Source organism: Serratia sp. NA_112.1 (assembly GCF_052691715.1).
Window position 1 is genome coordinate 100,086 of record NZ_JBQZFO010000002.1, and the last position, 18,492, is coordinate 118,577.

Here is an 18,492-nt window from a genome sequence, read left to right on the forward strand (position 1 = left end):
TTCGGGCCGCGTTTTTTATGCCTGCGCTTTGGCACAAATTGGCATTTTCGCGGCACGGATTGCCATTCTGATGTACAGGGGGTTACCTACACTTTCGCCGTAGAGAGAAATCAGGAGGTTAATATGGAACTCAAGATAGATCGGGTGATTGAAACGGTACTGTACGTCAAGGATATCGAGCGGGCTGCGGTTTTTTATCAGCAGGTATTAAAGCTGTCACCGATGGTGGCCAACGAGCGTTTTCGCGCCTATGACGTGGGCCAACAAAGCGTATTGCTGCTGTTTATTGAAGGCGACTCGGTCAAAGGGGCACGGTATCCGGAAGGCTATATCCCCCCGCATGACGGCAGCGGGCCGCTGCATATTGGGCTGGCAGTCGCCAAAGAACAGCTGCCGCATTGGGAACAACATCTGGCGGCACATGGCATAGAGATAGAAGGGCGCATGAATTGGGAACACGGTGGCGAGAGTATTTATTTCCGCGACCCCGATCATCATTTACTCGAGCTGGTAACACCGGGGATTTGGGCTAATTACTGATGCTTCCAGGCGGCAGCCAAAGTTTTTAGCATTTCACTCAGTAGCAGCAGCGAATTATGGGCTTGCTGCTCAATTTGCACCTTGACGATGGCTCCGTCGATCAGCATAGACAGCATTTCCGCTCGCTGTTCCCGCTCAGGGCTTGTGGGCAGGTGGCTGGCAATGAGTTCGGCCATCTGATTCTTATGCCGGCACGCGATTTTTAGGCTCTCCGGTAACATATCCGCCAGCTCCACCGCCGTATTGATAAAAGCACAGCCGCGGAAATGTGGACTGCTGAACCACTCTTCAAGGCAGGGCACCAAAGCGAGCATCACATCCCCTGACCGTGCGACCTGTTGCTCTAGAGAGCGGTTGAACCAGCTCAGCCACCGCTCGTGGCGGTAGGCCAGAAACGCCTCAATCAGCTCATTTTTACTGGGGAAATGACGATAAAACGTGACCTTGGCTACGCCTGACTCGCTGATGATGCGATCGATGCCGGTTGCGCGGATGCCATCGCGGTAAAACAAATCATGTGCTGTCTGCAAGATGCGCTGCCGTGGCGGCAGAGTGCTGGGGGCAACAGTCATCAAAACATCTCCTGAAATATCGACCGGAATGATTGTAGACAACTCTGTCTACATGCGCTAGCTTAATTGTGTAGACAAATCTGTCTACTTGATTGCAACCCAGCAGAGGTGAGCTATGAGCATTAAACCCCCACTCCCACCGTTTACCCGTGAGTCGGCGATAGAGAAGGTCCGCCTGGCGGAAGATGCCTGGAACAGCCGCGATCCTGAACGAGTCTCGCAGGTCTATTCCGTTGATACCCACTGGCGTAACCGGGCGGAGTTTGTTGATGGCCGCGAGGCCGTTTGCGCTTTCTTGCAGCGTAAATGGGCGAAAGAGCTGGAGTATCGGTTGATTAAGGAGTTATGGGCGTTTGATGGGGCGCGTATCGCGGTGCGTTTTGCCTATGAATGGCGTGATGACTCGGGCAACTGGTACCGTAGTTTTGGCAACGAGAATTGGGAGTTTAACCCGAACGGTCTAATGATAAACAGGCACGCCTGCATCAACGATATGCCGATCCGCGAACAAGATAGGAAATTCCACTGGCCTCTTGGCCGCCGCCCAGACGATATTGCGGCGTTGAGTGAATTCGGCTTCTGATTGTCGTTACTGATAATATGGCCGCAGTTCCGCATGAAGCGCGGAAATAAGACGCTTTTTCCACTCAACTTCTCCCTGCCGATAGTGCGAAAACAGATGCCCAATTGCCAGGTTGTCCAGGATGGGCAGGGTGAATAACCCTCGTTTATCGGGTTGTGCACTGAACCAGGGCTGCGGAACCACCGCCATCAGCGGGGCCGCCCGCAACACTGGTGGCAACTGGGCATAATCGACACAACTGAGCTGGATCCTGCGTTGTAAACCCTGGCGTTCCAACTGACGATCCAGCTCATTTTCCGCCTGTGGCCAAGGGTGACAGTAATAGTGCGCATAGTTTGCCAGTTCGCTGAAGGCCAGACCGCTCTTGTGCTGCAACATCTGCTGCAAGGGGGCCCCAAATACTGCGACCAGGCGAGTGCTGCCAATCAGAACATAACGCAGTGCGCTGGTACGCTGTTGATGATCGCCCACTGCGATCACCATATCGATGCTGCCTTCCAGTAGATCGTTCCGCCATGAGCGCCGCTCAAAGTTCTGACAACGGATATCCACATTGGCGAGTGTGCTTTTCTGTGCCAGCAGCGGCAGCAATATCGGATGTAGTGCCGGTGGTGCAACCAGGTTGAAATGTCGTGGTACGTCCTGCATATGGCCGAACAGTTCACTGTCCAGTGAAGAGAACAATGGCGTTAGCTTCTCTTTAAGCGACAGGGCAAACAGCGTCGGCACTTGGCGATGCCCCTCCCGGCGAAATAAAGGCTCATTCAGTACTTCACGCAGACGGGCCAATGCATGGCTGACGGCCGAAGTACTGATGCCCAACTTGTCCGCCGTTTTCTGGCTGGAGCCGGTGCTGGTCAACAGGTAAAGCACTTTCAGCAGGTTCATGTCCATTTGCAGGATGTTCATTAATGGTTTTCTTAATTGAGTACGTTTCAATATTGGGTTGAGTATACTTCAGCCCCGTTTACCTCCATAGAATTGGATCATGAAAAAAAACCTTGGTTATCTGACGGCTATGACGGTTGCTCTGTGTTTCGGCGCTCAGGCGCAGCTTAATCCGGCACAGCCGTTGTCCAGTGCGCCGCCCTATTCGCTTTTTGAACAGTGGGCGCAGCCGGTCGCGCCATTTCAGATGTTCCCGCATGTTTATTACGTGGGCACCCGCAACCTATCGTCCGTGCTGCTGAGCACGCCGAAAGGACTGATTCTGATTGACGCCGCGCTGGACGCCAGCGCGCCGGCGATAAGAGCGCACATAGAGGCTTTGGGTTTTAACATCAAGGATCTGCGCTATATCCTCAATAGCCACGCACGTCTCGATCAGGCGGGGGGCATTGCGCGTCTGCAAGCCTGGAGCGGGGCAAAAGTTGTCGCCAGCGCTGCCAATGCCCAACAGTTGGCGCTTGGTGGCAAACAGGATTTTGCTCTGGGAGATGCGCTGAGCTTCCCGCCGGTGAAGGTCGATATTATCGTCGAGGAGGGGGACAGCATTACCTTGGGCGGCCTGAAGTTAACGGCATTGATGACGCCAGGCCATTTGCCGGGGGCCACCTCATGGCTGACCACGCTACATCAGGGTGGGCAAAGCTACCGACTGGTCTATGCCGACAGTCTGGCAACGCCGGACTACTATCTGATCGACAATAAAAACTACCCCAGTCTGGTGCAGGATATCCGTGGCAGTTTTGCTCGGTTGGCTCTGCAGCAGGCGGATATTTTTATCGCCAACAAGGGGACGCGCTTCGATCTGGATAATAAAATGAAACGCCTGCAGGCCGGTGATCTGGACGCGTTTGTCGATCGTCAGGGGTTGCAGCAATATGTACAACAGTCACAACAGACATTTGAGGCACAGTTAAAACAGCAACAAAGTAAAATGTGAATTACGTTGGTCTGCCCATCGTGAACTGGTGAGGATATTGGCGGGAAGCGCACCTATCGACAAAGCGAAATTTGTAGAAAAGCCTTCTCTCTTCTAGACTTAGAGGACAATAAACGTACTCCAAGAGGACAAACCATGACGAATAAGCTGGTTTTAGCCATTTGCACTGCAGCGACTTTCACCCTTCTTGCCGGTTGTACGGCTTATGACCGGGCCGCCAGTTATGTTCAGGAACCTGTGGTCAGTGATGTTAAAGTAGGGATGACCAAACAGCAGGTTCGTGCAATTGCCGGGCCACCGTCAACTACAGCTACTCTGGTTCATGCACAGGGAACCTGCGACACCTACGCGGTGGCGCCACGTGACGGAAAAGTACAAACCTATTTCGTCAGCTACAGCGATACAGGTCATGTGATGAACAAAGGTTATCAGACCTGTTCAGACTATGACTCACAGCCGAAATAACGGCTGTTATGCTGAGCAATCCGACCCCGCTTCGGCGGGTTTTTTCATTTTTTAACCGCCAGTGGCATGAAGTTTAACCAAACGCACTTTTTCCTGCTTTTTTTTGCATGAAACGATAGACATTTCATAACGGTAGCGCTAATATCTGCGCCCATTGGAAGGATGGCCGAGTGGTTTAAGGCAACGGTCTTGAAAACCGTCGAGTGTAACAGCTCCCAGAGTTCGAATCTCTGTCCTTCCGCCAAATTTAGCCGGCTTAGCTCAGTAGGTAGAGCAACTGACTTGTAATCAGTAGGTCACCAGTTCGATTCCGGTAGCCGGCACCATACAGTTGTACAGGCGCTTAATCCCGTCTACGAACCCCAGCAATCTTAATGATCGCTGGGGTTTTTCGTTTTCCGCCCGCGCCGACCTGGCCCAGAGAGGGCATTGTCAGGCGCAAGATGTTAATCTGCATAAATTGCAACTGGAGGTAGTTATGGGCAGCGGCTTCGAAGATTCAAAAGCTTTGTATATCGGCATATGCACAGTGATAGGTGATGCGGTTTTGGTGTTAATTAATGAAGAACGCGCCACGGAAAAGGCCGATATTATTGATGTGTTGAAAACGGCAATCACCAGAGAGGGCAGGGATGTCAGTCTGGATGAGGCACGCATACTGGCCGTTGAGTGGTTGGAGCGTTAAGCGCTAAAAGCCCTGGCTCGCCGGCGTTTTCACGAAAACTGACAGTTTGTTGAAAGACAGTGAGTCATGAATGAGCTATAACCAGATAGCGAAAAGATAAGGAGTGTTGGATGAAAAGGGCATTGTTTCTTTTGGTTATTTTAACCCTATCTGGATGTACAGGCTCTTTGGGGTCAATATTGGGTGTTATTCCGCAAAGTTCAGACGTTTGCCCGCAGGGGAAAAACTCAATTACGGGTGAATGCCGGGTTTAAGGTATAAAAAAACCAACCACAAAGGGTTGGTTTCCCTAAGGATTTTGGTCGGCATGAGAGGATATCACCTCTGTTCAGGTGGCCAAATTCAGTGCGCCACTACACTGAAGCAGTGGTGGGTATCTGGCGGGAGATTGTCATGAAAATTATTGCACAAGAAAATAGTACAACAATCTGGCTAGCTGGCGTAGAAATTGAAAAGCCCGTATTGAACGGGCTTAATGTCATAGAGAAAGATTATGAGCAATATACGCGAGCTTCGCGCGGGGTATAGATACCAAAGGTCACAAGGCCAAGCAGTCCATTAACGAAGGTTTGCTGTACTTCTGTGCGGACAACTTTATCCGCTCCGCCACAGACCGCAGCAGCATCAATAGTTTTCTTCTGACCAATGCCGGACACAAAGAAGTGATGGGTAGTCGTCTGTTTTGGGGCGGCCGCTACGTCATTTTTTACAGAAAATGTTTGTTGGGCGCAGCCAGTGACAGCCATTGCGAGAACTATAGTGGCAAGCAACTTCTTCATAAATATCCCTTTTGTAAGTAATTAAAAGCGCGTTAATAATGCCATTTTTACAGAAATTTACAAGTGGACATCATTATAATTAAAACCACTATCTCCCTGCACCTATCGCGCACCCAGCGCATTGGCAGGTTGATGGCTTTTAATATTAACAATACAAATGATTGTCATTTTCATTAGTGGTTCCTTTCTGGAGGTTGGGTCGTTACGGGGTGCGAACCCACGGGAAACCGCTATTTATGAGTTTTTTGGCCGCGGATCCTACTTCCTTCTCACTTAACACCTAACTCATTGTTTTAAATATATTCATAAATCGCCAGAGTGGGAAACGATCCAGCCTGGCTCCTCTCAATATTTGGGAAATCACTTCCCGGTTAAATAATTGTTAAAAATAGGGGTTCGCGGGGGATAAGTGAACGTTACCAAGGCACAGTTGGCGGATCTTTTTGAAGCATCAACGCGCACGATCACCACTTGGCAATCGCAGGGGATGCCGGTAGTTGCTGGCGATGGTAATGGCGGCAAGGGTGGGGAAGAGGCCTTGCAACCCGGTACGATCGACTATGAACGCCACCGTTTAACCTGTGCTCCGGCTGATGGTCAGGAACGAAAGAACGCCAAAGTCTCCGCCGAGGTAGTGGAAACCGGCTTCTGCATGTTTGTCCTGTCAAAAGTGGCAGGGGAGATGGTCGGCATTCTTGACGGTATTTGGACTGACCCCACGACAGTAGACATATCCTGTCCTCACGACGAGGCCTGTTCGAAGGCCTCCGGACTGACGCCGCCGAGATGACTGTGGCGCCGGGCCCGGTTGTAGAACACTTCAATGTAATCGAATATATCGGCCCGGGCCAGATCCCGGGTTTTGTATATTCTCTTCCTGATGCGTTCTTTTTTCAGCGAACTGAAGAACGATTCGGCCACCGCATTATCCCAGCAGTTGCCACGACGGCTCATGCTCGGGGCCAGGTTATTGGCCCGACAGAAGCGCTGCCAGTCATCACTGCCGTACTGGCTGCCCTGGTCTGAGTGCACGATGACCTCGCCGTCGGGTTTACGTCGCCAGACCGCCATCATCAGCGCATCCAGCGCCAGTTCGCGTGAGAGTGTGGGTTTCATCGACCAGCCGACCACATTACGGGCGAAGAGATCGATAACCACCGCCAGATACAACCAGCCCTGCCAGGTGCGGATATAAGTAATATCGGTGACCCAGACCTGATTGGCCCGGACAACAGTAAACTGCCGCTGCACGCGATTAGGGGCAATCACTGAAGGTCGCCCAGCGATACGACGCGGCGCTTTATAGCCGCGCACGGCTTTGATCCGGTTCAGTTGCATAATACGGCCCACCCGGTTTTTACCGCAGGTTTCCCCGATTTCGTTCAGATCGCCATGAACCCGCCGGTAACCGTATACGCCTCCACTCAGTGAATATGAGTCACGGATAAGCGCCAGCAGACGCTGGTTATCTTTATCACGCGCCGAGACCGGGTTATGCAGCCACGCGTAGAATCCGGCCCGGGCGACATTCAGTACCCGACACATCGTCATCACACCCCATACAGTGCGGTGCTCATTGATAAAGCGGTACTTCAGTCGGGCTCCCTTGCAAAGTACCGCGCGGCCTTTTTCAGGATATCCCGTTCTTCTTCGGTGCGTTTTAGCTGCGCCCGTAGTTTCAGGATCTCGCTTTTGGCTTCCAGTAAATCCCGGGCATGCTGTTCGCTGTTATAGGGTTTAATCGCCCGTAACCACTTATAAAGACTGTGTGTGGAAACGCCCAGCCGGTCAGAAATTTCAGCGACGGAATAACCGCGTTCCGTTATTTGACGGACGGCTTCTTCCTTAAATTCAGGGGTAAATCGTGGTGTGCCCATACGCTCCTCCTATGCTCAAACTATAGGGCAGGATCGTCTACCGGGGTGGGGTCAGTCCAACTATAGGGCAGGATCGTCTACCGGGGTGGGGTCAGTCCAGTGATCAGGTTCAAACGAAGCTCTGAGATCTGACGCTTCACTGCAAAGAGTTCAGTTTGTGAGAGAGAACTATCATTGCTCTTGCTATCCAGATGAGCGACAAGCCTGTTTAACTTATGTGAAATCTCACCAAGGGTTTTCCATGTTTCGAGATTGATCGATGGAATAACTGAGGGGAGGTTATGCAGAAACGCCATACGAAGCCATTCGCCTTTACGATGACGGCCACGTTTCGCATTCAGAAGAGTAAGCTCTTCATTATTAAGTCTGACACTGACGCAATGTGAACGAAGCTGATCGTGCGAGAGCTTCGTTTCGCTAACGCTTCCATTACGGTAATGCCAGCTTTCATTGATTTTATTAAAAGTATTATTTGTGCTCATATGAACTCCTTTTCATATTATACTTACTCATATTAGGTAAATCATTTTGAGTAAAAGTCAACTATGAACCTTTTAAAAAGCCTATGTTATTGCTTTCTCTCTCCCTGAAGTAACAATATTTCGTTATGTATAAATTGTCTTCTTTGTTCTTGGGACTTAATTTGTTCAACTAATGAGTCAAGCTTCGCTTTTGAACTTGATGAGTGTTCACATATATTACTGTGAAAACTTTCCCCACGTTTCTCACATTCTTTAAGCGAATAGCCATACTCTGAACTTAATTGGGAGTGAACCAAGTAAAGATTATTTATATTCTTTTGCACAGAGATCAACTCTTGCTTGAGTTGTATGACGCTTTCTTTATTGATCTTATATAATTCTAATTCCTCACTACTATTACACTTGGCTAACTGGAGTGCTAATTCATCGCGCTTATTATTTAACTCCCTGAGTTTAATGTTATTTTCAGCGATGACTCCATCATATAACGCTTTGATAGCAGTGGATCGCTTCTCAAGTCTTGACTCCTCATTATTAACTTGTTTTTCTAATCGTGCTTGGAGTGTAGATAATTGATTAGTAAGATAATTTTTGTCGTAGGTCAATTCGTTTATCCGAGAGACTTTTTCTTTAATTATAATATTATCTATGATTACATAAGTACATAAAGCAGTTAAGGGTAGTATTGTTAATAAGCTAATTATTATCGGCTTTATATTTTTGCTATCTTTAATATAAGTAATGAAAGATTCGAACATATTCATTTTTACATCCATTTTAAGAGGAGCTTCGTATAAGATTACTATATATTTTATAATGTTATTTGGGTATCAGTAAAGGCTTTTATCTTTTTCAACTGAAAGGAAGAAAAAGCAAGGCAACTTGAGAAGCTACGCTTCGCAGAGTTAGCCCTTGCTTATTTATTATTTAAAGGATAACTGGTTTACTCTGTGAATTGACAATGTATAGCAATATATTAATTTAATTATAAATAACAATTGATTAATTTAAAGGTGAATATATGTTGCTGAGAAGCCAGAAGCCAGAAGCCAGAAGCCAGAAGCCAGAAGCCAGAAGCCAGAAGCCAGAAGCCAGAAGCCAGAAGCCAGAAGCCAGAAGCCAGAAGCCAGAAGCCAGAAGCCAGAAATGGTATTTTTCTTAAAAGGAATTGTCAAGGATTTACACTTGTTGAGCTAATACTTACATTGGCGGTAATAGCTGCAATAAGCTTTATATCTTTTCAAAGCATGAATCGTGATTTTGAAGAGAAACAAGCTGCTTCTATTGGAGAACAAATAAGAAATGTAGGAACGGGCGTAAATAATTATATCGTTAACCATTATGATGTATTATCTAAACTGGAGAATTCAACGGGAACCCCCCAGGATATGGGGCCAAGAACCTGTACTACTACAACTTCTACGTGTGAAATTACTACACAGACGTTAGTGAATGAAGGGATGCTTCCCCCTGTTTTCAATGGTAAAAATATTTATGGTTCTGGTTATAAAATTATCATATCAAGAAAAGGGAGTGCCCCCTACTGGAATATATCAGCATTAGTTTCTACCGACACACCTTTATCAAGAAGTGGCAGTATCAGATATGATTTATTGGGTAAAGCGATGCAGACTGCGGGGATAGACAGCGGTATGACCAGAACATCCTCCACTAAAGTAGATGGTTACAAAGGTTCCTGGTCAGCAACACAGACAGAATTTTCTAATATAAACAAACAAGGATTACTGGCATATATTGCTGGCTATGGCTCCAATTCCTATTCAGCTTTCCTTCGTCGTGATGGAACGCTTCCTATGACGGGTGATTTGAATATGGGTACTAAAAATATCTATGGTGCAGCTAATATCACAGCTTCTGGAAAAGGTACCTTTGGTGGTGAAGTAGACGCTGGTTCATGGATACATGCACGAAACGGATACGGTGATTTAATTAGTATTGGTGGCGATTCGATAGATAGTGATTATGAAATAAAACTTGGTTCATCTAAGCCTTTAAGCATCTATTCACCAACAATACCTGTTGCTGACCGTCAGACAACAACTGTTTTTAAAACAAATGGACAAATGGAGGTTGGTGGGAATCAGTTGATTGCTGGAAAAATAGGAACCAATGGACTTAATCCAAGTGATATACCATCGGGTTTTGCTGGAGGGGTAAGAACAGTTGATGTTATAGCCAATGGAACTGTTGGTGTAATGAAGTCTGGTAGTACAGGTGTCAGCAAAAACTGGGCTGCGTACATGACCAATACAGGAACCATTTACTCCTCTTCCAATATCACCGCTTCTGGAAATATTAAAGGTGAAACACTGGAATCCAGTGGAAGAACTACAGTTGGCGAATTTTTACAGGTTAATGGTTGGGCTGCGATAGGTGATACATGTTCTCCTAATGGGCTACAGGGACATGCTTCATCAGGAATGCCAATATATTGTGTTGATGGTAAATGGCTGTCTATAGGTTCAAACATAAGATTGGTCACTAACAATGCGACAAATGCAGACTGGATTACAGCAAAATGTAATACTAATGAGGTTGTGATTGGCGGTGGTGGAACTTCATATGGTGGAAAAGTTGGTTTTACAAATTCATATAATCAAGTTGTTGCTCCTGGTATGGATGCGTCCAAGCCAATTGACGATTTAAGTGGCTGGATGGTATCAGGAATGGACAAAGATCCAGGTGATAATTTGTATGTATATGCAATATGTATGAGAAAATGGTAAAAATAAGCTTATATACTCGCTGATAATCTGATATTGAAATATGAAGATAGCATCATTGCTAGGCAGGAGAGTAATAAAATTATCAGCTAAGCATGGGGATGTCTTAGCTGATATCATCTTATTTACCGGTATGTGATTGCATATTGAAAGGTTTTTGCGACAAGCCTGCACGCATAAATCTAAACCTGAGATATGAAGAAATGTTATCTTCATGTGATGAGAGTATCAACTGCCTATTACTTAACTCACAGCGTAGCAAGTCGCTTAAAGAAGCTATATTTATCTCGTCAAGAGATTGAGCTGGATCATCTATCAGAACAAGCGGGGACTTCGCATACACTTTATTAAGTGATAGGAAAAAGGCCAAGCTTAATGCCGATAGCTGTCCAGAACTCATTGACATGGTTGCGTCATGTTCTGATTTTTCTGCTGTGCAGAACCTCAGTCTATCTCCATTCCCTTCATCTATAAATAGTCCTAAGCCACGTTGGTAGTTTTGGATAAGTCTACCGCTATAAATATGGAATGTTAACTCTATATCAGCGATGGTTTTTTTAGAATAATCTTTGTTTAGTATAGTGAGTTGTTCCTTTAATGTGGTAATTTTCTGTTTAGCATTTGTTAAGGCTTTATCCATATCTAACAAATCGTTAAGCTCTTTTTTTAAAGCTTTAAGTCTAAGATTATTCGCTTCAATCTTTTTGTATAAGAAATATTTATCTTTTCGATTGATCTGTTCTAAGTCTATGTTGAAAAGATCATCTGGTGTAGCGAATGATTCATTCAAGACTGATTCCCATCCTTCAGGAAGTGAAATCAGCTCATTTTTCTTTTGTTGACGTATCAACAATACTAATGATTGTTTCCTTGATTCTATTTCTTCTGGTGAATCTGTAAAGGTCTGCGGGTAAGATATTCCGATTTGTGAAAGTCTTTCATTTATTTTTTTTATTTTTTCGAATATGCTTTCTGACTTTTGTAAACTGTCAAATATTTTTTTTTCAAATTTAAGCTGAGTTTGTGCTTCTACCAAACGCTGAATCTCAGCATCCTTAGATTGCTTTATTTCATCGAGTTCGGCTTGTAGCTGTTTCCCTACATTATCTAATAAACTTTCTAAAGATTTACTTTTAATATCGATTGCGTCTAATAGCAGATCTTTTGTTATCCAGTCATGCCCACAAAGTAGACAATGTTTTTCTGATAGAGAAGTTTCCTTTTGATGTTCTTCTATTAATTTCTTTCTTGCTTGGCTAATCTCTACAAGAATAGCATTTTTCTCACCTATTTCTTTTTTGTAATTATCTCTAAGTTGTAAGCGTCTTTTGAAATCGATAATATCTATATTTGTATTATCTTTAATTTTATCAATATCATCCTGACTTATGGAATCTTCTTTCTTGCGCAAAATGCTTAAAGATAAATTGATCCCATTGTTAATCTTATTCTTTTGAGCCAGTTCCGGGTAGGCTTCAATATGATGTCCTACTTTAATTACCTCGGTTAATAGTTTTTCATTTTTGCTTATGAAATTTTCTATTCTGGCATTATCAATAATTACGCGAAGCTGTTCTTTGTTAGTAATTAGGTTTTTAAGTAATGAAATTTTATTCTCATTTTTTTCTGTTGTTTCAATATCAGAAAAAATTGAAGGGTTCTCAACATCCCATGATGGCGTAGTCAGATGAGTTGATATTTTTTCATACTGCACAGGATTATTGTCATTTGTTCCTGGTACACCTATCGCTTGAATTTGAGATGTGATTGAATCCCTCTTTTGAATGAAATTCAGACCGGTTGATTTCCTCGTCAATGCACTTTGAACTCGTCCACATAAATTTATGTTTTCAGTTAGTTCACTAACGTTCATCAAACCACTGATAGCATTTTTTCGCTGCCTAATACTGTTAGCAAAAATAAATGAACTCTGTCCTTGTTCAAGATAGTTAAGAAAGTTGTAGTTATCAGTGAATTTTTCGCCTAATATTTTATCAAGTTCGTTTTGTGTAATTAAGGTGCTGTTTTCGTAAGAGTCTAATAAACCTAATTTATAGAGTTTAAATATGCTAAAATTATCTGCTTTATTATTCTGTATTATTTTTAAATCTTTTGCATGTGCTCTGCGTGAAAAGTAAAGTTTCTCATTATTATCATTCGACATCTCGACACTGATTTCGATATCATCTTCTCCATTTGTTTTGTTCCAGAAAAGATTATCACTATAATTTTTAATGCCTCCTGGCATTATTGTTTCACATAGTTGTACAATTCTTTTTATTTTTCCTGTAAACAACAATTCTAAAGCATCATATACGCTTGTTTTGCCATATCCATTAGGGCCTTCAAGTGTCAACAAAGAAGAACTCTCAAAATCGAATTCGACTTTATCAAAAGCCTTGAAGTTATTTATTCTCAGCTTTGATAGCTTCCAGTTCTTCATTTATTAATTCCTCAATTAGCATGTCTGAATTTACATCACTTTGTTTATTTGCTGTGCTGATCTTAGTATATATCTCAGATAAATTTAATGAATCTACCAGCGTGTTGATTTGGAGATCAATTGGAACAATATCCTTTTTTATATCAGGCATTTCTAAAAAAGGTAGTTTAATGAAAATTCTAGCTGCCATGTTATACAGGCTGGGTCGAGATGGATCTGCTTTATATGTGGAGAATTCTTCATGATCTGAGAGAACTGCTCTAAGATTATTGAAGTTCTTCCCGGAAATTAATTGATTCTCTTCATTTGAATAATACAATACATACTTTTTGAAATGATAAGCATTTTCTTCTATATCAAATATACTTTTTTCATATAGCTTGTAATTTGAAAGTTTGTCGAGTTGAAAAACTATTATAAGATCAGTGTTTTTTGCAAAAGCTGGAGCTTCTAAAAGTTCAGTTGGGGTGTTGTTAATAATTAACTCATTAATGAAACTCGTATCTTCAAGTTTATCAGTTCTGTAGGTTATTATATATCGACGTAATGCATCTTTCTCCTTTTTAAAAAAAGAAATATTTTCTAGCGTACTTTTAACTTCTATAAATTGGTGATCTTCAATAGCCTGTTTTATAAAGTTATTTAGCATTTAGTTCCGCCTCTGCTTTATCAGTAGATATAACCCTTAAATTAAATTCCCTAACAATATGGTTATTGTTCTCTTTAGAGTCGTTAATTTTTGTGATTTTTTCTGAGGTTGCTGAAATTATAGTATCATCTGATACTTTATAGGCTATTATATTATTATATTCATAAAGCAATGATGCAAGTGTAGCATTATCCCTTATGTGATTTTTCAACTCTTCCTGGAATGAAGTATTTCGTCTTCTTCCATCTCTAATTGTCAAAGCTGTTGGGAGGTATTTATTTATTTTTTTAGAATAATGAGGCAAGCCCATTAGTTTTGGTATGTGGGATATTGCTGATACTACATCAAGATAATCCCGGACATCATCTTCATTTATAACATTGTTTTGTCTGTGAGGCTGTAAAGAGGTATGCAATTGTATGGCAGAGTTATAATTCAAGCTATAAATAAATCTGAAAACGTTTGATATCGATTCAATTTGCTTCTCGCTAAAAGCGTCCAAATCATTATAGAACTCAGTTTCAATAATATTTGTTATTTTTTCTTTGGTTAATAATGCTTGATATATTTCGTCTGTCCGATTAAGTGGGGGAGATGTTAGTAATTCCCAAAAAATGCTACTTGCTATTCTATTATGATATGCTGCGTAGTCTTGTTTTTGTCCATTGTGAACTAAGTTATGAATTACAATTACTTTATTAGTTATAAGCTCTGAGAGTAAAGTGGATTTTTCAATAATTAAATTTTTTGTTTTAATCAAATTATTGGTATCTAAAAATAATTCAATTTGCTCATCAATCAATTCATTTATTTTTGATAGTAAACAGTATTTATCATCGCCATAACTGTAAAACTCAACTATTTTTCCATCATTACTTGTATAATTTTCAAAATTATCAAGTTCTTTAGCTACATGAAAATATCTGATTGTATTTTCATCACAGTCAGTAGCTATACATGCTGCTTTATAAATAGCTTTGACATATTCAGAACGATATTGCGATAGCTTTGCTTTCACTTGATGAGTTGAGATCACCTTGCCATCACAATAAATAGCAAAGTCATCTGTGCTATCTAATTGCAACTCAAAATTATCAATTATTCTCTGTTGAAATGATTTTGCCGTTAATAGTTTCAGGCAGTGATAAAGAGCTACTTTCCCTTGGTAAACAAAGCCCCCCCAAGAACTGATCGCACTTCCTGGCAGTGTTTCCTCTATGTTAGACATTTTTTATCCTATGAAAATTTTACTGAACATAGCTATAAATCAGAATTCTTACATAGACATACTAATCATTTTTAGTGCGAATGAAATGCAAAATGTTCACTATCTTGCTCATAACTGTGAGAAAGCTCAATTATGAGAGCAGCTAAAGATTTTAATCGGTATATCCTTCTGTTGAGGTTAACTTGCCAATAACACTGATTGATGAGTTTCCAAAGGATGCTGCTTCTACATACTCACCCCACCAGATCATCATCTCTCTACGCTGTTCCAGATACTGTGATCTGTTATAGGCTCTCCTGACTTCGTTAGTATCGATATGAGCTAAAGCAGCTTCAATCACGTCTGGTGGAAAACCTTTCTCGTTAAGCACTGTTGAGGCAATCGCTCTCATTCCATGAGCCACCAACAGATCTTTGAAGCCCATCCGTTTAAGCGCCATGTTTGCTGTCTGACTATTCATAGGTTCAAGTGGATTCCGGTAGCCGGGGAAAACATAATCTCTGTGCTTACTGATGGGCTTCATCACTTCCAGAATAGCCAAAGCTTGCTCAGAAAGTGGAACGATATGCTCACGTTTCATCTTCATGCGACCAGCAGGGATACGCCATTGTTTTGCGGCAAAGTCGATCTCATCCCAGCGAGTCGTTGACGCTTCGGCAGGTCGGATCATCGTTAGTAATTGCCATTCGATAAGACAGCGAGTTTGTCGTCCGATACTGGCAAATGCCAGAGTTTTCATTAAAAGGGGGAGTTGCTCTGGAGGTAGGGCAGGGCGGTGCTTTACCTTTGGTTTATGGAATGTTCGCCCGATTCGTGCTGCTGGGTTTACAGATACCAGCCCAGAATTAAGGGCGTAATCCATAACTTCATTGATACGCTGGCTTAGACGTTTAACCGTTTCGAGTCTTCCGGCAGCGTGTGTTGGCTCTAATGCTCCGATGAACTGCTGAGCCGTGATGTTAGCAATGGGCATAGAGCCAATATGTGGGAATACATATTTACTCATAGAACGCCAGATATCGTTTAACGTATGAGTTGCCAGCCCCGCTGATTCTTTGGTTTTAAACCAGTCTCCTGCAACCTTTTCAAAGGTACTTTCTGTGGCACTTTTTTGCCGCAACTGCTCGGTTTTTTTATGCTCCTGCGGATCAATATCTTTGCTCAATAGAAGACGGGCATCTTCACGAAGTTGACGAGCCTCAGATAGAGATACAGCAGGGTAAGCACCAAAGCTAATCATTGCGCGTTTGCGAGTGAAAGGTTTGTAATAGCGGAATCGCCAGAGTTTTGAGCCTCCGGGCTTAACCAGTAGCTCTAGGCCATCCCCGTCATACAGGATAGTGGCACGTTCAGTCGCTTTGGCATTTTTGACTTCGGTGTTGTTAAGGGGCTTTGTCTGACGCGCCATATTATTCTCCAATCACTGGTTAGGCATATGGCTCAGACGATACGATGGATTGTATGCCTAAAGATATGCCTAAAAATGTTGGATTTCACTGTATCAGCGTGGACTTTACTAGACAACAGAAAAACAGCAGGTCTACGCAACCCACTGTTAATTCTGTTTTTTATAGTCTTGTCTGGACTTCAGTAGACAAAACGTTGGGGATAATTTGGTCGGCATGAGAGGATTCGAACCTCCGACCCCCGACACCCCATGACGGTGCGCTACCAAGCTGCGCTACATGCCGACGCTATGACAAATAATACTACCCGTTCCCAATTTCAAATCAAGAGCCCCCCCAGCTGACTGATTGTATTTTAAGCAGTTAGTTGGCGATAAAGCGTTTCACATCGGTCAACACCTGCAACAGCAGGGCCAGCTGTGGCTTCTCGTCTTTGATCTCTTTGTCGTTCTTATCGTACGCACGGTAGTTACCGCCGCTATCCAACACCAGGGTTTGCGTAGGAGTGGTGATCACTAACAGGCTGTTATCGCCGGTAGCGACCCAGTTATTCCTGCGCTGGGCGGTAAACAGGTCTTCACCCTGCGAATAATCATTAGGGTTGGTTTTCACGTGCAGCAGACGTTGCATCAGCGTACGCATCACGTCGTTATGGCCAGTCAGCTTACTGATGGTCTGCGCCGGAGTGCCCGGCCAGTGGATAACCAGCGGTACCTGCAACTGTTGCTGGTTGAAACTGGTACCCGCACCCCAGTAACCTTTGCCGGTGTCATTAAATTCAACGCCGTGCTCCGCGGTTATCACCACTACGGTTTTATCCAGAACACCACGTTCTTTCAACGTACCAAGCACCTGAGCAATTTGCGCATCCACATCCTGCGCACCTGCGCGGTAGCGCTGAATAAAATCGGCCGGGGTGGGTGTTTTCTCATTGGCCGCAGGCTCAGCACCACGGTAATTGATATAGGAGAACCATGGACCGTTACTGTTTTGGTCAGCCAGCCAGCGTTGCCATTGTTGCGTGGTCGCCGCATCATTTTGCTGTTTTGCTGCCGGCAGCGTGAAGTCGGTCAACAGCGCCTGGCGATACAGGCTGGCGTTAAAGCCATCAGACGAGAACAAACCAAACTGATAACCCTGGGCGCTGAGAGCACTGACCAGAGCAGAAGGTTTACGCGCGGCGAGAACGCTGTCCAGATAGGTAGGTGAAATGCCGTAGAACAGGCCAAACAGGCCGGTATCCGCATGATTACCGGAACTGTAGTGATCGCTGAAGCGAACATTTTCCTGCGCGAAACGGGTCAGGGCAGGCATATCCTGTTTCATATCCTGCTCGCGAACGCCGTCCACCACGATCATCAGCAGGTTATAGCCGCTGCCTTTATCGCTGTAGCTAAGATCGTTCAGCGGATATTCCACCGCAACGGCTTCCGGATTCCCTTGCTGCACCAGACGGCGTTCATATTCCTGAGAATCGAGCAGGCCGTGTTTTTCAAGGAATTTGCGCGCCGTCATCGGGTATGACAACGGCAGGTTGGCGCGCTGCATGGTGATCGGGCGGTAGAAGTTGGCGTCGGCCCAGATATAAATCAGGTGCGAGGCGAAAAAGGCACTGATAAACATTGCAGCCAGCGGCTTACCGAACCTTTGACGGTTCAGACTGCGCAGCTTTTGCCAGCTCCAGGTGCCAAACAGCATCTCCACCAGGAAGATAACCGGCACGCAAATAAACATCAGCTGCCAGTCGCGCGCCAGCTCGCTTTGATCCGGGTTAATCACCAGTTCCCACACCACCGGGTTAAGGTGAAGGTGGAAATGCGTGAACACTTCACTGTCTACCAGCAATAGCGTTAACCCGGCGGTAGCCAGGGCGGCGGAAATGAATCGCAACAGCCGCTGTGACATCACTACAAAGGTGAGCGGGAATATCACCAGCAGGTAGCCGGCGAAAACGATAAAGCTGAAATGCCCCAACAGGCTGACCAGCGCATAAACCCGACCCAGCAGGGAAGAGGGCCAGTCGGTGACAAACAGGTAGCGGCTACCCAGCCCGAGTGCAAGCAGGATATTGAATAAGGCGAACCAGTGCCCCCAGCTAATCATCTGGGAGACTTTTTCGCGATAACGCTGACGGTTTGTCACCATAATTAATTA

General features: G+C 44.3%; 18 protein-coding genes and 3 tRNA genes. 9 read left to right on the forward strand and 12 right to left on the reverse strand.

The window, feature by feature from the left end; translation table 11 throughout:
- Window positions 1-123 precede the first annotated feature (123 nt).
- Window positions 124-540 carry a VOC family protein gene (locus tag ACUTQ5_RS04790; RefSeq protein ID WP_445650307.1) on the forward strand — a complete coding sequence of 139 codons (417 nt, stop codon included), beginning with the start codon at window positions 124-126 and terminating at the stop codon, window positions 538-540.
- Here ACUTQ5_RS04790 and ACUTQ5_RS04795 read toward each other — a convergent pair.
- Complete coding sequence (locus ACUTQ5_RS04795) at window positions 534-1,112, reverse strand: TetR/AcrR family transcriptional regulator (RefSeq protein ID WP_445650308.1); 579 nt, start codon at window positions 1,110-1,112, stop codon at window positions 534-536. The two genes, ACUTQ5_RS04790 and ACUTQ5_RS04795, sit on opposite strands and share 7 nt — an antisense overlap.
- 115 nt (window positions 1,113-1,227) lie before the next feature.
- Here ACUTQ5_RS04795 and ACUTQ5_RS04800 point away from each other — a divergent pair, with 115 nt between their 5' ends.
- Window positions 1,228-1,695, forward strand: a complete 468-nt coding sequence (locus tag ACUTQ5_RS04800) for a nuclear transport factor 2 family protein (protein ID WP_261091633.1) — start codon at window positions 1,228-1,230, stop codon at window positions 1,693-1,695.
- Window positions 1,696-1,701: 6 nt separating this feature from the next.
- On the opposite strand, the gene ACUTQ5_RS04805 is transcribed toward ACUTQ5_RS04800, so the two are convergent.
- Window positions 1,702-2,604, reverse strand: coding sequence for a LysR family transcriptional regulator (locus ACUTQ5_RS04805; protein ID WP_445650309.1), 903 nt, complete (start codon window positions 2,602-2,604; stop codon window positions 1,702-1,704).
- 79 nt (window positions 2,605-2,683) lie between these two features.
- On the opposite strand from ACUTQ5_RS04805, the gene blaSPR reads away from it, so the two are divergent.
- From blaSPR to ACUTQ5_RS04830, 5 genes are all read left to right on the forward strand, one after another.
- Window positions 2,684-3,580, forward strand: coding sequence for an SPR family subclass B3 metallo-beta-lactamase (gene blaSPR, locus ACUTQ5_RS04810; protein WP_445650310.1), 897 nt, complete (start codon window positions 2,684-2,686; stop codon window positions 3,578-3,580).
- A 135-nt stretch (window positions 3,581-3,715) separates the two neighbouring features.
- The gene (gene osmE / locus ACUTQ5_RS04815) at window positions 3,716-4,045 is read left to right on the forward strand and encodes an osmotically-inducible lipoprotein OsmE (protein ID WP_012145974.1); all 330 of its coding nucleotides are present in this window, start codon (window positions 3,716-3,718) and stop codon (window positions 4,043-4,045) included.
- 156 nt (window positions 4,046-4,201) lie between these two features.
- A tRNA-Ser gene (locus ACUTQ5_RS04820) sits at window positions 4,202-4,289 on the forward strand.
- A 6-nt stretch (window positions 4,290-4,295) separates the two neighbouring features.
- Window positions 4,296-4,371, forward strand: a tRNA-Thr gene (locus ACUTQ5_RS04825).
- 152 nt (window positions 4,372-4,523) lie between these two features.
- A complete protein-coding gene (locus ACUTQ5_RS04830) occupies window positions 4,524-4,730 on the forward strand; it encodes a DUF2767 family protein (protein WP_017893457.1) in 207 nt (68 codons plus the stop codon).
- 491 nt (window positions 4,731-5,221) lie between these two features.
- Here ACUTQ5_RS04830 and ACUTQ5_RS04835 read toward each other — a convergent pair whose 3' ends face one another.
- Complete coding sequence (locus ACUTQ5_RS04835) at window positions 5,222-5,509, reverse strand: Bor family protein (RefSeq protein ID WP_445650311.1); 288 nt, start codon at window positions 5,507-5,509, stop codon at window positions 5,222-5,224.
- Between the two features lie 409 nt (window positions 5,510-5,918).
- Between ACUTQ5_RS04835 and ACUTQ5_RS04840 the strand changes: the two genes are divergently transcribed.
- Window positions 5,919-6,299: a terminase small subunit gene (locus ACUTQ5_RS04840; RefSeq protein ID WP_445650312.1), complete on the forward strand. Its 381-nt coding sequence runs from the start codon at window positions 5,919-5,921 to the stop codon at window positions 6,297-6,299.
- On the opposite strand, the gene ACUTQ5_RS04845 is transcribed toward ACUTQ5_RS04840, so the two are convergent.
- The 3 genes from ACUTQ5_RS04845 to ACUTQ5_RS04855 form a co-directional block, all read right to left on the reverse strand.
- A protein-coding gene (locus tag ACUTQ5_RS04845) for an IS3 family transposase (protein ID WP_445650313.1) occupies window positions 6,251-7,386 on the reverse strand; the annotation gives its coding sequence in 2 pieces (ribosomal slippage) (window positions 6,251-7,140 and window positions 7,140-7,386; 1,137 coding nt in all). The genes ACUTQ5_RS04840 and ACUTQ5_RS04845 overlap by 49 nt on opposite strands.
- A gap of 77 nt (window positions 7,387-7,463) precedes the next feature.
- Window positions 7,464-7,868 (reverse strand): hypothetical protein, encoded by a 405-nt coding sequence (locus ACUTQ5_RS04850; protein WP_445650314.1) that lies wholly within the window; start codon window positions 7,866-7,868, stop codon window positions 7,464-7,466.
- An 86-nt stretch (window positions 7,869-7,954) separates the two neighbouring features.
- Window positions 7,955-8,632, reverse strand: coding sequence for a hypothetical protein (locus ACUTQ5_RS04855; RefSeq protein WP_445650315.1), 678 nt, complete (start codon window positions 8,630-8,632; stop codon window positions 7,955-7,957).
- Window positions 8,633-9,019: 387 nt separating this feature from the next.
- On the opposite strand from ACUTQ5_RS04855, the gene ACUTQ5_RS04860 reads away from it, so the two are divergent.
- On the forward strand, window positions 9,020-10,615 hold the full coding sequence (locus ACUTQ5_RS04860; protein WP_445650732.1) for a prepilin-type N-terminal cleavage/methylation domain-containing protein: 1,596 nt from the start codon (window positions 9,020-9,022) through the stop codon (window positions 10,613-10,615).
- A gap of 118 nt (window positions 10,616-10,733) precedes the next feature.
- Here the strand turns inward: ACUTQ5_RS04860 and ACUTQ5_RS04865 are convergent, their stop codons facing one another.
- From ACUTQ5_RS04865 to yejM, 6 genes are all read right to left on the reverse strand, one after another.
- Window positions 10,734-13,055, reverse strand: coding sequence for a chromosome segregation protein SMC (locus tag ACUTQ5_RS04865; protein ID WP_445650316.1), 2,322 nt, complete (start codon window positions 13,053-13,055; stop codon window positions 10,734-10,736).
- A complete protein-coding gene (locus ACUTQ5_RS04870; protein WP_445650317.1) occupies window positions 13,018-13,704 on the reverse strand; it encodes an ABC-three component system middle component 1 in 687 nt (228 codons plus the stop codon). The genes ACUTQ5_RS04865 and ACUTQ5_RS04870 overlap by 38 nt, the downstream gene beginning before the upstream one ends.
- Complete coding sequence (locus ACUTQ5_RS04875; RefSeq protein WP_197826436.1) at window positions 13,694-14,932, reverse strand: ABC-three component system protein; 1,239 nt, start codon at window positions 14,930-14,932, stop codon at window positions 13,694-13,696. The genes ACUTQ5_RS04870 and ACUTQ5_RS04875 overlap by 11 nt, the downstream gene beginning before the upstream one ends.
- Before the next feature lie 151 nt (window positions 14,933-15,083).
- Window positions 15,084-16,340, reverse strand: coding sequence for an integrase domain-containing protein (locus ACUTQ5_RS04880; RefSeq protein WP_063659504.1), 1,257 nt, complete (start codon window positions 16,338-16,340; stop codon window positions 15,084-15,086).
- A 206-nt stretch (window positions 16,341-16,546) separates the two neighbouring features.
- Window positions 16,547-16,623 (reverse strand) — tRNA-Pro (locus ACUTQ5_RS04885).
- A 78-nt stretch (window positions 16,624-16,701) separates the two neighbouring features.
- Window positions 16,702-18,483, reverse strand: coding sequence for an LPS biosynthesis-modulating metalloenzyme YejM (yejM, locus tag ACUTQ5_RS04890; RefSeq protein WP_445650318.1), 1,782 nt, complete (start codon window positions 18,481-18,483; stop codon window positions 16,702-16,704).
- Window positions 18,484-18,492: the final 9 nt, after the last annotated feature.